Raw genomic sequence first — 13524 nt, forward strand, 5'->3', positions numbered from 1 at the left:
TCAGCTGCCCTGCGCGGTGACCGGATCCTGGAAGAAATAATCCTGCCAGGATTTCGGCTGGTTGCGGATGGCGCCCACCCGGTGCATGAACGCGGCCAGCGCAAAAGTGTTCTGCGGCGCGACCTTGAACTGCACCTGCGGGTTCTTCAGGATCTTGACCAGCAGCGCGCGATCGATCTTGGCCTTGTTGACGCGGATGTACAGATCGGCGGCGGCTTCCGGATTGGCGGTAGCGAACCTGGCCGCCTCGGCCAGCGCATCGACAAAGGCGCGGTAGGTCTTGGGGTTGTCGTTGCGGAATTTCTCGGTGGCATAGAGCACCGTGGCCGAGCTGGGGCCGCCCAGCACGTCATACGAGTTCAGCACGATGCGTGCATTGGGATTGCCGGCCAGCTCCTGCTCCTGGAACGGCGGGTTGCCGAAATGGCCGCTGATCTCGGTGCCACCGGCGATGATGGCCGCCGCCGCATCGGGATGCGGCACCGCCACCGTCCACTTGTCCAGCCGGTTGAACTCCTTGTCGCCCCATTGCTTGGCCGCAGCCAGTTGCAGCACCCGCGACTGCACCGATACCGATACCGCGGGCAGCGCGATGCGGTCCTTGTCGGTGAAGTCGGCGATGGTCTTGACCTTGGGATTGTTGCTGACCAGGTAATAAGGGAAGTTGCCCAGCGATGCCACGCCCTTCACGTTCTGCTTGCCGTGCGTACGGTCCCATACCGTCAGCAAGGGGCCCACGCCCGCGCCGGCGATATCGATGGCACCGGACAGCAGCGCATCGTTGACGGCGGCGCCGCCGGAGAGCTGGGTCCATTCCACCTTGACGTCCACGCCCTGCTGCTTGCCTTGCTTCTCGATCAGTTGCTGGTCGCGCGCCACGTTGAGCAGCAGGTAGACCACGCCGAACTGCTCGGCGATGCGGATCTTCCCTTCCGCGTGGGCCGCGCCCGTGGCCGCCATGCCGGCGGCGAGCGTCAGCGCGACGACGCCACGCGGCCAGCGGGCGGAGAAAAGACGGGAACGTAGCAGGGACATGCGGGACTCCGGTGGATATTGCGGATACTGTGGATACGGTGAATTCGGTAGCGCGCAGGGCGGGCCAAGCCACCCTGCCGCGCGCGATGCATGCCGCTCAGACGGGCAGATCGCCTTCGATGGTCGTGCGGTACATCACGCGGCGCATGGCCTGCGGGCAGCCTGCTGCCAGATGCAGCAGCGAGCGGTTGTCCCAGAACACCAAGTCATGCTCCTGCCAGGCGTGGCGGTAGATATGCTCGGGCTTGACGCTATGGGCAAACAGCTGCGCCAGCAGGTCGCGGCTTTCGTCTTCGGGCAGCCCCTTGATGCGCGTGGTGAAATGCTCGCTGACGAACAGCGCGCGCCGTCCGGTCTCCGGGTGCGTGCGCACCACCGGCTGCAGCACGGGGGCCACCTGCGCGATCTGCTCGGGCGTCAGGTTGGGACGCCATGGGCTGCGCTGTTGCAGCTCGGCGTATTTGGCCAGGTAGGTGTGCTCGGCGTTGAGCCCATCGACCTTCGCCTTGAGATGCGCGGGCAGCGTTTCCCAGGCCAGGTGCATGTTGGCGAACAAGGTGTCGCCGCCCTCGGCCGGCAATTCCTGGGCATGCAGCAGCGAGCCCAGGCTGGGCCTTTCCTTGTATGAGAGATCGGAATGCCAGAAATGCCCGGCATCGCCCAGCCCGATCGGCTTGCCGTCCTTGAGCACGTTGGAGACGATCAGGATCTCGGGGTGGTTGGCAAGCTGGAACTGATGCAGCACATGGATCTGCAGCGGGCCAAAGCGGCGGCTGAACGCGATCTGCTGCGCGGGCGTAATGCGCTGATCACGGAAGACCACCACGTGGTAGTCGAGATGCGCGCGGTGGATGCGGGCGAAGTCTTCCGCGGACAGCGGCTCGGCGAGGTCCAGGCCAACGATCTCGGCGCCCAGCGGCGCATCGAAGGGGCGGATCTCGAACCGGGCGCTGGCGGCGAAAGCAGCGGGCGCGGTGGCACGGGAAATTGAGGCCGGGTGGGTTCCAATCGTCATGACAAGCTCTTAAGCGGGGGACCGAAAGTGCGTAGCGGAACGCGCGCGGCACCGCACCTGGCTGCTCAAGGCAATAGGCAGGCCAGCACCGCTTGTTCTTAAGCTTTGCACTGTAGTGATCCCCGACTGGAGCGGTCAACGAATGTAATCGCTGCCGCTTATTCGCTTATCGCATATGGGCCTCTCGCGTGATTTCAGCGTAGTCTCAACGTGCCGGTGCGCCGCAGCTGCGGCGGCAAGGCACGTTCGCCGTATCGGGCCGCGCGTCCGCGACGAAGCCATCGCGATTCGGCATGCGCACCTGCGGCAACGTGCGTGCATCCAGCACGGCATCCGCCGGCACGATGCCGTTCAGGTGCAGCAGATACGCGGTGACGGCATAGACCTCATCTGCCTTGAGGCTCTGCGGCGCGTTGTATGGCATGGCCCGGTTGATGAAGTCGAACACTGTCGTCGCATACGGCCAGAAGCTGCCGATGGTTTTCAACGGCGGCTTGCCATTCACGCCAGCGCTTTTCATGCTGCCGTGCCCGCCGACCAGCGCATCGGCCGGCTTGCCTTCTCCTTTCAAGCCATGGCACGCGGCGCACTGGTTCTCGTAGACCTGCTTGCCAAGCGTCACGCTGCCGCTGCCTGGCGGCAGCCCGGCGCCATCTGGCGTGACATCGATGTTCCAGGCGGCGAGATCGCGCTCGCTGGCCAGCAAGCCAACGCCGTAGGTTTGCGCCTGTGCCTGCGCGCAGACCGCGGTCATCGCCAGCACGGCGGCGGCAATGTGGGGACGGTGGGATTCAAGCGCGCGCATTGGCAATGCTCCCGTCGGCGCTGACGCGCCAGGCTTGTATGGCGTTGTAGTGATAGGTGGACTCATAGCCGCGCGCGGCCACCAGCTGGTCCGGCAAGGGCTGCACATTGCCCGCCTCGTCGATGGCGCGGCTTTGCAGCACGGCCGGGCCGCCCTCCCAGCGCCATGGCAGGCGAAAGCGCGTGAGCGCGCGGTCCAGCACGGGATCCTGCAACTGCGCCTCGCGCCAGTTGCGCCCGCCGTCCACCGACACTTCCACGCGCCGGATGCGGCCGTAGCCGGACCAGGCAAGGCCGGAGATTTCGTAAAAGCCTTTGTCGCGCAGCCGGTGGTCCGGCGCGGGAAAGGTGATCACGGACTTCACGTCCATCATGAAGGTGAACTGGCGCGCGCTGCCGTCCGGCAATGAGTCCGTGTACTTGGATGTCTCTTCACGCGTCATGAAGGGCGCGCGGCCGAGCTTGAGCCGGCGCAGCCATTTGATGCTCATATTGCCCTCGAAGCCCGGCAGGAACAGCCGCAGCGGGTAGCCGTGCTCAGGCCGCAGCATCTCGCCGTTCTGCGCGTAGACCAGCAGCGCGTCTTCCATCGCCTTGGCCATCGGCACGCTGCGCGTCATGGTGGCGGAGTCAGCGCCCTCGGCCAGCAGCCAGGCGGCTTCGGGGCGCACGCCCACCTCCTCCAGCACGACGGAAAGCGGCACGCCCGTCCATTCGCAGCACGACAGCAAGCCGTGGCTGATCTGCACGGAAGTGGCGCTGGGCGCGCGCCATTCGCGCCCGGTATTGCCGGAGCACTCCAGGAAGTGGATGCGCGAGACCGATGGCAGGCGCACCAGGTCGTCCATGGTGAAGATGCGCGGGCGCTCCACCAGGCCATGCACAGCGAGGCGGTGCTGCGCCGGATCGATCTGCGGGATGCCGGCGTGGTGGCGCTCGAACACCAGGCCCGTGGGCGTGATGATGCCGCGCAGGTCCTGCAGCGGCGTCATGGAGGAGTTCGCGCCGGGCATCGGCGCGGGGCCGCGGTTGCGCCGGATCACGTTCTTCTCGAACGCGGAGGGCTGGCCGTAGGCGTGCCACAGCACCGGCTCGCCGGGCGTGCGGGTCCAGGGCGGCACCGTCAGTACTTCGGCCCGCGCGGGAGCGGGCGCACCGGCGGCGAGCGCCACGCCACCCAGGCCCGCGCCCTGGCGCAGGAAGCGGCGCCGGCCGGGCTGCGGCTGCCCGTTCCTTTCGTTGTTGCTGGTCATTGGCTCAGCCCTTGTGCGTTCGGCACATAGCGAAAATGGCGCACTCTATGCCACCGCGCCGCCTCACGGAACGAAGGAAAGCGCATGCCCATATGCGTTGCCGCGTCACCATCGCCATCTGTGGTGCATATGCGCGCAGGCCATATCCAAAAGCAGAAACATTCGTTCTGCTGTGCCGATGGCACCGCGTATCTTGAGAGCCGTTGATGACTTTCACTGCTCCGATAGGAAACCAGCCAAGATGGCAATCACGCGACGAACCCTCCTCAAACGCCTTGCCGTGTCCGGCCTGGGTGCCGCCGCATCCGCCAGCCCGCTGAGCGCATTCAGCGCCAGCGGCAGCGCCAGGCCCGACGTGATCCGCATTGGCGTGGCGCAGCCGGCCACTGGCACGCCACCCACCTTCGCGGGCAGCTCCATGGCCATCGCGCATGCGCGCGGCTGGCTGGAAGACGCGTTCAAGCCGTCAGGCACGCGCATCGAATGGCTGTTCTTCAAGGGCGCGGGGCCGGCCGTGAACGAAGCCATCAGCACCAACCAGCTCGATTTTGCGATGCAGGGCGACCTGCCCGCCATCGTGGCGCGCGCCGCCGGTCTCAAGACGCGGCTGGTGCTGGCCACGGGCGTGCGCACCAACATCTATATCGGCGTGCCGCCCGACTCCCCGCTCAAGACGGTGGCGGACCTGCGCGGCAAGCGCGTGTCGCTGTTCAAGGGCACCAATATGCATCTGCCGGCCTTGCGCCTGCTTGAGGCCAACGGCCTGGCCGAGAAGGACCTGCGCTTGCTGAACCTGGACACTGCCGGCTACCTGGCCGCGCTCACCACACGGGATATCGACGGCGCCATCGGCGCCATGGATATCCTGCGCCTGCGCGACAAGGGCGCGGTGCGCATCCTGTACTCCAGCAAGAACCAGTCGCCGATCTACACGCGCCAGAGCCATGTGCTGGTGACCGACGCGTTCGCCAGCAAGTACCCCGAAGCCACCCAGCAACTGGTCAAGACCGCGGTGCAGGCCGCGCGCTGGGCCTCCGACGAAAAGAACCGCGAAGACGTGCTGCGTACCTGGGCGCGCGCCGGCACGCCCTACGAGCACTGGAAAGAAGACTACGAAGGCGAACCGCTGCGCGTGCGGCTGAACCCGAACTTCGACCCCTTCCTGGTGAGCCGCTACAAGGACGCCACCGAGCAGGCGTACCGCCTGCGGCTCTCCCGCGCGAAGTTCGACGTGGACCAGTGGATCGACCCGAGCTTCCTGAAGGCCGCGCTGAACGACCTGAGCCTGCAAAGCTACTGGCCGGTCTACCAGCCCAACGGCAAGATCCTCGGAGCCTGACGCGATGGCAGCCAACGATACCCTGGCGCTGCCGGCCGCGGCGGGCACCGCCCCCGCGCAACGCGGCAAGCGGTTGCACGGCTGGTGGCCCACCCGGCAGCATGCCGCGTGGCTGCTGGCCTGGCCGGTGCCGCTGACGCTGCTGCTGGTCTGGTACGTGGCGGCGCGTTTCGCGTGGATTCCGCCGCAGGTGCTGCCCGCCCCCGACACCGTCTGGCACACGCTCACCGAGCTGTACCAAAGCGGCGAGCTGCAGGCCAACCTGGCCGTCAGCGCATTGCGCGTGGCGGGCGGCTTTGCGCTGGGCCTGGCCGGCGGGCTGGCGCTGGGCGTGGCGATGGGCCTGTCGCCCAGCTTCCGCGATTACGTGTATCCCACCTTCAAGGCCTTCAGCCAGGTGCCCGTGCTGGGCTGGCTGCCGTTGCTGATGCTGCTGGTCGGCATTGACGAAGCGCTCAAGATCATCCTGATTGCCAAGGCCTCGCTGGTACCGATCGCGCTCAATACCTACAAGGGCATCCAGAACGTGCCCACGCGCTATATCGAGGTGGCGCGGGTGCTGCGCTTCACCCGTTGGCAACTGCTGTCGCGGGTGGTGTTTCCCGCCGCCGCCGCGCCGATCTGGAGCGGCATCCGCTACGGCCTGACGCACGCGTGGCTGGCGCTGGTGGTGGTGGAGCTGCTGGCCTCCTCCGAAGGGCTGGGCTACATGATCGTGTACGGCCGGCAGCTGTTCCAGCTCGACATGGTGATTGCCGCGGTGATCGTGGTGGGCGCGGTGGGCTTCGCGCTGGACAAGGTGCTGGCGCTGGCCGAGCGCGCGGTATTGCGCTGGCGCAAGCCGGGGCTCTGAGTTGCGGCACAAACCAACAGCAAAGGAAAACAACATGGCCGATGCCTCCGCGACGCTGGTAACGAAATCCGGCAACCCGCGCTCCCTGCGCGTCCCGCGCGCATTGCGCGGCTGGGTACTTCCTATTGGCCTGATCATCCTGTGGTGGGCCGCGGTACGTTTTGGCTGGAGCACGTCGCCGCTGCTGGTGCCGGTGTCCAAGGTCTGGGCCACGGCGGTGGAGCAGGTGCGCAGCGGCGCGCTGTTTGTCGCGCTGTCGGCCAGCCTGTGGCGTGACGTTGCCGGCTTCGCGCTGGGTGCCAGCGTGGGCCTGTTGTTTGGCACCGCGCTGGGGCTGTCACGGCTGTTCGAGCAACTGGTGGGACCGACGTTCCACACCATCAAGCAGATCTCGCTGTTCGCCTGGATCCCGCTGATCTCGGTCTGGTTCGGGCTGGGCGACACCGCCAAGGTGGTGTTCCTGTCGCTCGCGGCTTTCTTCCCCGTGGTGCTCAACACCTTCGAGGGGATCCGCGCCGTGCCTGCCGATCTGCTGGAAGTGGCCAACGTACTGAAGTATTCGCGCCGGCAGGTGCTGCTGCGCGTGGTGCTGCCATCGGCCTCGCCGTCGATCTTCGCCGGCATCCACCTGGCACTGATCTACGCCTGGCTGGCCACGCTCGGCGCCGAGTACATGCTGGTGTCCGGCAAGGGCATCGGCAACACCCTGACCGATGGCCGCGAGAATTTCTGGATGGACCTGGTGATCTTCGGCGTGATCGTGGTCGGGCTGGTCGGCTTTACGCTGAACTGGATCGCCAGCCGCATCGAGAGCCGCCTGCTGGCGTGGCGCGGGCGCTCGGTCGCCGCCTTCTGATCCTGAACCCATCGCTTCTGAACCCATCCCGGAGACCTGTCATGGCCCGAGCCGGCACGCTCGATATCGCGCACCTGCGCAAGCAATATGAAGTCAAGGGCGAGCCCCTGCCCGTCCTCGAAGACATCACGCTGTCCATCGCGCCCGGCGAGTTCGTCAGCATCGTCGGCGCCAGCGGCTGCGGCAAATCGACCCTGCTGCGGCTGGTGGTGGGGCTGGAGGAAGACTACAAGGGCGAGATCCTGCTCGACGGCAAGCGCGTGGTGGGCACCAGCCTGGACCGCGGCATCGTGTTCCAGGAGCACCGGTTGTTTCCGTGGCTGACAGTGGAGCAGAACATCCGCACGGCGCTGCTCAACGCCAACCTGACCGAGACCGAGAAGCGCCGCACGGTGCGCGAGCATATCGCGCTGGTGGGGCTGGCCGGCTTCGAGACCGCGTTCCCCCACCAGCTATCGGGCGGCATGTCCCAGCGCGTGGCCATTGCCCGCGCGCTCGTCACGCGCCCGGAGATCCTGCTGCTCGACGAGCCCTTCGGCGCGCTCGACGCCCTGACCCGCGCTTACCTGCAGCAGGAGCTGCACCGCATCTGGCAGGCCGAGGGCATCACCATGATCCTGGTCACGCACGATGTCGAAGAAGCCATCTACCTGGGCGATCGCGTGGTGGTGATGGAGCCGCGCCCCGGCCGCATCCGGCGCATCCTGCCGGTGCCGCTGGCCCATCCGCGCGACCGCGCCGCGCTGGGCTTCGCGCGCGTCAAGGACGACGTGCTGCAGGAATTCACCGGGCGCCTGGCCGATCTCGCGGAGGCGCCCATCAAGCGCGAACCCGATCCGGAAACCACCGACCGGCTGCCACCCCATATCCAGTTCGCGATCTGAATCGCGCCCCTCGCCCACAGGAGAATCCCAGATGACCCAGCAGCAAGCCGCAGCACAAGTCACGCTAGACATCCACCCGGTAGCCGGGCGCATCGGCGCCGAGATCCGCGGCATCAAGCTGGCGCCGGACCTCGACGCCACCACGTTCGGCGCCGTGCGCGCCGCGCTGCTGCGCCACAAGGTGTTGTTCTTCCGCGACCAGGACCACCTGGACGACAAAGCCCAGGAAGGCTTTGCCAGCCTGTTCGGCACGCCCGTGCCCCACCCCACCGTGCCCTCGCGCGACGGCACGCGGTTCCTGCTCGAACTCGATTCCGAGCACGGCGGCCGTGCCAACTCCTGGCATACCGATGTGACCTTCGACCTGGCCTACCCGCAGGTGTCCGTGCTGCGCGGCGTGGTCATTCCCGCCGCCGGCGGCGACACCGTATGGGCCAATACGGCGGCGGCCTACCAGGATCTGCCCGAAGCGCTGCGCGAACTGGCCAACCGCCTGTGGGCGCTGCACACCAACGACTACGATTACGCCGCCACCCGCAACACGGTCAGCACCGAAGCCATCAAGCGCTACCGGGAGGTCTTCACCGCCGCCATTTACGAGACAGAGCATCCGGTGGTGCGCGTGCACCCGGAAACCGGCGAGCGCACGCTGGTGCTGGGGCATTTCGTGAAGAAGCTGCTTGGCTACTCGTCCTCCGACTCGCAGCATCTGGTCTCCGTACTCCAAGACCACGTCCATCGCCTTGAGAACACGGTGCGCTGGCGCTGGCGCGCCAACGACGTGGCGATCTGGGACAACCGCGCCACCCAGCACTACGCCATCAACGACTACGGCGATGCGAAACGCGTGGTACGCCGCGTGACCATCGCGGGCGATGTGCCGGTCAGCGTGGACGGACGCCGCAGCGTATCGGTGAAGTCCGCCGCGCCCAAGCAAGCCGAGCCGGCCAACCACGCGGCGCCGGCGCGCGCCGCCGCATAAGGGAGCCGCAGATGAGCCAACCCGCACAGAAGCGCCAGCTCAAGCTCGGCGCCTTCCTGCAGGCCACCGGCCACCATGTGGCCGGCTGGCGCCACCCCGGCGCGCAGGCCGACGCCGGGCAGAATCTTGCGCACTATGTGCGGCTGGCGCAAAGCGCCGAGGCCGCGCAGTTCGATACGATCTTTCTCGCCGACGGCGTCGCAATCCGCGCGCTTGACGACGCCACCCTGCCCCGCACGGCGCGCGCCGCCAGCTTCGAGCCGCTGACACTGCTCTCGGCCCTGGCCGCGGTGACCGAGCGCATCGGCCTGGTGGCCACCGTCTCCACCACCTATAACGAGCCCTTTCACGTCGCGCGCAAGTTCGCCTCGCTCGATCACCTGAGCGGCGGCCGCGCCGGCTGGAATGTGGTGACGTCGTGGTCCGACGCCGAGGCGCGCAACTTCAACCTGGACAAGCACCCCGAGCACGCCGACCGCTACGCGCGCGCCGAGGAATTCGTGGATGTGGTGACAGGACTTTGGGACACCTGGGAAGACGACGCCCTCCTCTACGACAAGGAAAGCGGCCTGCATTTCGCGGCCGACAAGCTGCACGCACTGGATCACCACGGCAAGCATTTCCAGGTGCGCGGACCGCTCAACGTGTCACGCCCGCCGCAGGGCCATCCGGTCATCGTGCAGGCGGGCTCGTCCGAGGCCGGACAGGAACTGGCGGCGCGCACGGCGGAGGTCATCTTTACCGCGCAGCAGTCGCTGGAGGATGCCCAGGCCTTTTACCAGGGCCTGAAAGGCCGGCTGGCGCGCTATGGCCGCACGCCCGACCAGCTCAAGATCATGCCGGGCGTGTTCCCCGTGATCGGGCGCAGCGAAGCCGAAGCGAAGGAGAAATTCGAGGCACTGCAAAGCCTGATCCATCCGGCCGTGGGGCTGGCCCTGCTGTCGCAGAACCTCGGCGGCGTGGATCTCTCCGGCTACCCGCTCGACGGGCCGCTGCCCGACGACCTGCCCGAACCCAACGGCGCCAAGAGCCGTTTCCAGCTGGTGACCGGGCTAGCCCGGCGCGAGGGACTGACCATTCGCCAGCTCTACCTGCGCGTGGCTACCGCGCGCGGTCACTGGTCCATTCATGGCACCGCCGAGAGCATCGCTGATCAGCTGCAGGCGTGGTTCGAAGGCGGCGCCGCCGACGGCTTCAACATCATGCCGCCATGGCTGCCGGGCGGCCTCGACGACTTCATCGAACTGGTGCTGCCGGCGCTGCGCCGGCGCGGGCTGTTTCGCGAACGCTACGAGGGCAGCACCTTGCGCGAGCACCTGGGCCTGGCGCGGCCGGCGCATCCGCGCGCGTTCGGCGACGCGCGGCAGGTGGCCTGATGGGCCAGGCTGGCCAGACAACGAAGCCAGAAACGACAAAGGTAGATCTGCGCAGGTGGCTAGCACCAACGACAAAGGCGGCCCGAAGGCCGCCTTTGTCGTCAGCATTGAAGCGTAACGCTCAATGCACCATCATATTGGCGTTCATGTTGTGCATGATCCACAGCGAGCCCGCTACCACGATCAGCAGGATCAGCGCGGTGAAGGCCAGGGCCATCACGTTCCAGCGCTGCTCCGACGAGCTGTCCAGGTGCAGGAAGTAGATCAGGTGCACGACGATCTGCACGACCGCCAGACCCAGGATCACGGCCAGCGTGGTCGAGGCTTCCAGCGTGCCGCCCATCACCAGCTTGAACGGGATGACGGTCAGGATCACCGCCAGCACGAAGCCGATCACATACGACTTGACGCTGCCATGGCTGGCGCCTGCGGACGTGGTGCCGTGCGCGTCGTGGGCGCGGTGAGCGCCGGCGGCAGAGACGTTGCTATGTTCCATTACATCGCTCCCATCAGGTAGACCACGGTGAACACGCCAATCCAGACGATGTCCAGAAAGTGCCAGAACAAGGCGAAGCAGGCCAGGCGCTTGGTCATGGTCGGGGTCAGGCCCTTGCGGGAGATCTGCCACATCAGCACGGCCATCCAAAGCAGGCCGCTCGCCACGTGCAGGCCGTGTGTGCCGACCAGCGTGAAGAACGACGACAGGAAGGCGCTGCGCTCGGGGCCGGCGCCCTCGGCGATCATGTGATGGAACTCGTTGATTTCCATGCCGATGAACGCCACGCCCAGCAAGAACGTGATGCCAAGCCAGAACTGCAGGCGGGCACGCTGGCCGTTATGCAGGGAGATCATTGCCATGCCCGAGGTCAAGCTGCTGAACAACAGCAGGAAGGTCTCGACCAGGACGTAGTTCAGCTCGAACAACTCCTTGCCTGACGGGCCGCCTGCCACTTCGCCGCGCAGCACCGCGAACGCGGCGAACAACCCGGCGAAGATGATGCAGTCGCTCATCAGGTACACCCAGAAACCAAACACCGTGTTGGCGCTGGTGTCGTGATGGGCGTGATCGTGCGAATGATCGTGCGAGTGGGCATGCGCCTGGGCGGCGCCATGCGCGGGATAACGCTGTAGGACTTCAGTCGTCATGGTTCAGGCCTGTGACGCAATGCGCTGGAAATGGCTCGTTTCGACCGCCTGGACTTCGTGCGCGGGCACGTAGTAGTCGATGTGGTCGTCGTTGCTGCGGAAGATAAAGCTGACGATCATGCCAACCAGGCCTACCGCCGCCAGCCACCAGATATGCCAGGTCAGGGCAAAGCCCAGCGCCAGGCTGAAGGCACCGATGTAGAAGCCGGCGCCGGTGTTCTTCGGCATGTGGATCTGCTCGTAGTGCGCTTGTTGCTGCGGCACTTCACCACGCGCCTTCATGTCGGCGAACGCGTCCAGGTCACGCACCACCGGGGTGTGCGCGAAGTTGTAGAACGGCGGCGGCGACGAAGTTGCCCACTCCAGCGTACGGCCACCCCAGGGGTCGCCCGTCACGTCGAGGAGTTCCTTGCGGCGGCGCACGCTGACCACGATCTGCAGGATCTGGAACAGGATGCCCAGGCCGACAAACGCGGCGCCGAGCACGGCCACGTACAGGTACGGGTTCCACGCCGGATTGTCGGTGTGGTTCAGGCGACGGGTCATGCCCATGAAGCCCAGCGCGTACAGCGGCATGAAGGCCAGGTAGAAACCGATGATCCAGCACCAGAACGCGTACTTGCCCAGGCGCTCGTCGAGCTTGAAGCCGAAGGCCTTCGGGAACCAGTAGGTAATGCCGGCGATGTAGCCGAACAGCACGCCACCGATGATCACGTTGTGAAAGTGGGCGATCAGGAACAGGCTGTTGTGCAGCACGAAGTCAGCCGCCGGCACGGCCATCAGCACGCCCGTCATGCCGCCGATCACGAAGGTGACCATGAAGCCCAGCGTCCACAGCACGGGCGTGGTCATCTGCACACGGCCGCGGTACATGGTGAACAGCCAGTTGAAGATCTTCACCCCGGTCGGGATGGAGATGATCATCGTGGTGATGCCGAAGAACGCATTCACGTTGGCGCCGGAGCCCATCGTGAAGAAGTGGTGCAGCCAGACCAGGAACGACAGCACCATGATGGCGCAGGTCGCATAGACCATGCCCTTGTAGCCGAACAGCTTCTTGCCGGAGAACGTCGAGATGATTTCCGAGAAGATGCCGAATGCCGGCAGGATCAGGATGTACACCTCGGGGTGGCCCCAGATCCAGATCAGGTTCACGTACATCATGGCGTTGCCGCCCATTTCGTTCGTGAAGAAGTGCATGCCCAGGTAGCGGTCAAGGCCCAGCAGGCCCAGCGTGACGGTCAGCACCGGGAAAGCGGCGATGATCAGCACGTTGGTGCACAGCGCGGTCCAGGTGAACACCGGCATGCGCATCAGGGTCATGCCCGGGGCGCGCATCTTGAGGATGGTCACCAGGAAGTTGACGCCGGTCAGCAAGGTGCCCAGGCCCGAGATCTGCAAGCTCCAGAGGTAGTAGTCCACCCCTACGCCAGGGCTGTACGCAATGCCGGACAACGGCGGATAGGCCAGCCAGCCGGTGCGCGCGAACTCGCCGACGCCCAGCGAGACGTTGACCAGCATCGCGCCGGCAACGAACAGCCAGAAGCTCAGCGTGTTGAGGAACGGGAAGGCCACGTCGCGCGCGCCGATCTGCAGCGGCACGACCAGGTTCATCAGGCCCGTCATCAGCGGCATCGCCACGAAGAAGATCATGATCACGCCGTGGGCGGTGAAGATCTGGTCGTAGTGCTCAGGCGGCAGGATGCCCGGCGAGCCGTTGGTGGACAACGCCAGCTGGGTACGCATCATGACGGCGTCGGCAAAGCCGCGCAGCAGCATGATCAGCGCAACCACGGAATACATGATGCCGATCTTCTTGTGGTCGACCGAGGTGAACCAGTCGTTCCACAGCCATTTCCACTTGCCGAAATAGGTGATCAGCGCGCATAGCGCCACGCCACCCAGCGCTACCATCGTCAACGTGCCCATGATGATGGGTTCGTGGAACGGGATGGCATCCAAACTCAATTTGCCAAACATC

Annotated in this window: 13 protein-coding genes; 6 read left to right on the forward strand and 7 right to left on the reverse strand. The window is 66.0% G+C overall.

Features of this window, described 5'->3' with window-relative positions; all coding sequences use genetic code 11:
* From AC1DQR_RS17605 to soxC, 4 genes are all read right to left on the reverse strand, one after another.
* Positions 1–1035: an ABC transporter substrate-binding protein gene (locus tag AC1DQR_RS17605; RefSeq protein ID WP_416053171.1), complete on the reverse strand. Its 1035-nt coding sequence runs from the start codon at positions 1033–1035 to the stop codon at positions 1–3.
* 97 nt (positions 1036–1132) lie between these two features.
* Positions 1133–2050: a TauD/TfdA dioxygenase family protein gene (locus tag AC1DQR_RS17610; protein WP_416053172.1), complete on the reverse strand. Its 918-nt coding sequence runs from the start codon at positions 2048–2050 to the stop codon at positions 1133–1135.
* A gap of 205 nt (positions 2051–2255) precedes the next feature.
* Complete coding sequence (locus AC1DQR_RS17615; protein WP_416053173.1) at positions 2256–2855, reverse strand: c-type cytochrome; 600 nt, start codon at positions 2853–2855, stop codon at positions 2256–2258.
* The gene (gene soxC / locus AC1DQR_RS17620; RefSeq protein WP_416053174.1) at positions 2842–4107 is read right to left on the reverse strand and encodes a sulfite dehydrogenase; all 1266 of its coding nucleotides are present in this window, start codon (positions 4105–4107) and stop codon (positions 2842–2844) included. Before soxC ends, AC1DQR_RS17615 begins: the two co-directional genes overlap by 14 nt.
* A gap of 241 nt (positions 4108–4348) precedes the next feature.
* Between soxC and AC1DQR_RS17625 the strand changes: the two genes are divergently transcribed.
* Genes AC1DQR_RS17625 through AC1DQR_RS17650 form a run of 6 tightly spaced genes read left to right on the forward strand, consistent with a single transcriptional unit; the run spans position 4349 to position 10397 of the window.
* A complete protein-coding gene (locus AC1DQR_RS17625) occupies positions 4349–5446 on the forward strand; it encodes an ABC transporter substrate-binding protein (RefSeq protein WP_416053175.1) in 1098 nt (365 codons plus the stop codon).
* 4 nt (positions 5447–5450) lie between these two features.
* On the forward strand, positions 5451–6299 hold the full coding sequence (locus AC1DQR_RS17630; protein WP_416053176.1) for an ABC transporter permease: 849 nt from the start codon (positions 5451–5453) through the stop codon (positions 6297–6299).
* A 34-nt stretch (positions 6300–6333) separates the two neighbouring features.
* Complete coding sequence (locus AC1DQR_RS17635; RefSeq protein WP_477133446.1) at positions 6334–7155, forward strand: ABC transporter permease; 822 nt, start codon at positions 6334–6336, stop codon at positions 7153–7155.
* 41 nt (positions 7156–7196) lie between these two features.
* Entirely contained in the window at positions 7197–8039 is an 843-nt protein-coding gene (locus tag AC1DQR_RS17640) for an ABC transporter ATP-binding protein (RefSeq protein ID WP_416053178.1), read from the forward strand.
* Positions 8040–8070: 31 nt separating this feature from the next.
* Positions 8071–9021 (forward strand): TauD/TfdA dioxygenase family protein, encoded by a 951-nt coding sequence (locus AC1DQR_RS17645; protein ID WP_477133447.1) that lies wholly within the window; start codon positions 8071–8073, stop codon positions 9019–9021.
* Between the two features lie 11 nt (positions 9022–9032).
* Positions 9033–10397, forward strand: a complete 1365-nt coding sequence (locus AC1DQR_RS17650) for an LLM class flavin-dependent oxidoreductase (RefSeq protein ID WP_477133448.1) — start codon at positions 9033–9035, stop codon at positions 10395–10397.
* 121 nt (positions 10398–10518) lie between these two features.
* On the opposite strand, the gene AC1DQR_RS17655 is transcribed toward AC1DQR_RS17650, so the two are convergent.
* Genes AC1DQR_RS17655 through cyoB form a run of 3 tightly spaced genes read right to left on the reverse strand, consistent with a single transcriptional unit; the run spans position 10519 to position 13523 of the window.
* Positions 10519–10893: a cytochrome o ubiquinol oxidase subunit IV gene (locus AC1DQR_RS17655; RefSeq protein WP_477133449.1), complete on the reverse strand. Its 375-nt coding sequence runs from the start codon at positions 10891–10893 to the stop codon at positions 10519–10521.
* Complete coding sequence (gene cyoC / locus AC1DQR_RS17660) at positions 10893–11543, reverse strand: cytochrome o ubiquinol oxidase subunit III (protein WP_477133450.1); 651 nt, start codon at positions 11541–11543, stop codon at positions 10893–10895. Before cyoC ends, AC1DQR_RS17655 begins: the two co-directional genes overlap by 1 nt.
* A 3-nt stretch (positions 11544–11546) precedes the next feature.
* Positions 11547–13523, reverse strand: a complete 1977-nt coding sequence (gene cyoB, locus AC1DQR_RS17665; protein WP_416053183.1) for a cytochrome o ubiquinol oxidase subunit I — start codon at positions 13521–13523, stop codon at positions 11547–11549.
* Position 13524: the final 1 nt, after the last annotated feature.

The sequence above is a fragment of the Cupriavidus sp. 05L411 genome, assembly GCF_056398045.1.

Bases quoted from the DNA above. Each gene is read 5' to 3' on its own strand.
- AC1DQR_RS17605 (WP_416053171.1), bottom strand. From the start codon at position 1,035: ATGTCCCTGCTACGTTCCCGTCTTTTCTCCGCCCGCTGGCCGCGTGGC.
- AC1DQR_RS17610 (WP_416053172.1), bottom strand. From the start codon at position 2,050: ATGACGATTGGAACCCACCCGGCCTCAATTTCCCGTGCCACCGCGCCC.
- AC1DQR_RS17615 (WP_416053173.1), bottom strand. From the start codon at position 2,855: ATGCGCGCGCTTGAATCCCACCGTCCCCACATTGCCGCCGCCGTGCTG.
- soxC (WP_416053174.1), bottom strand. From the start codon at position 4,107: ATGACCAGCAACAACGAAAGGAACGGGCAGCCGCAGCCCGGCCGGCGC.
- AC1DQR_RS17625 (WP_416053175.1), top strand. From the start codon at position 4,349: ATGGCAATCACGCGACGAACCCTCCTCAAACGCCTTGCCGTGTCCGGC.
- AC1DQR_RS17630 (WP_416053176.1), top strand. From the start codon at position 5,451: ATGGCAGCCAACGATACCCTGGCGCTGCCGGCCGCGGCGGGCACCGCC.
- AC1DQR_RS17635 (WP_477133446.1), top strand. From the start codon at position 6,334: ATGGCCGATGCCTCCGCGACGCTGGTAACGAAATCCGGCAACCCGCGC.
- AC1DQR_RS17640 (WP_416053178.1), top strand. From the start codon at position 7,197: ATGGCCCGAGCCGGCACGCTCGATATCGCGCACCTGCGCAAGCAATAT.
- AC1DQR_RS17645 (WP_477133447.1), top strand. From the start codon at position 8,071: ATGACCCAGCAGCAAGCCGCAGCACAAGTCACGCTAGACATCCACCCG.
- AC1DQR_RS17650 (WP_477133448.1), top strand. From the start codon at position 9,033: ATGAGCCAACCCGCACAGAAGCGCCAGCTCAAGCTCGGCGCCTTCCTG.
- AC1DQR_RS17655 (WP_477133449.1), bottom strand. From the start codon at position 10,893: ATGGAACATAGCAACGTCTCTGCCGCCGGCGCTCACCGCGCCCACGAC.
- cyoC (WP_477133450.1), bottom strand. From the start codon at position 11,543: ATGACGACTGAAGTCCTACAGCGTTATCCCGCGCATGGCGCCGCCCAG.
- cyoB (WP_416053183.1), bottom strand. From the start codon at position 13,523: ATGTTTGGCAAATTGAGTTTGGATGCCATCCCGTTCCACGAACCCATC.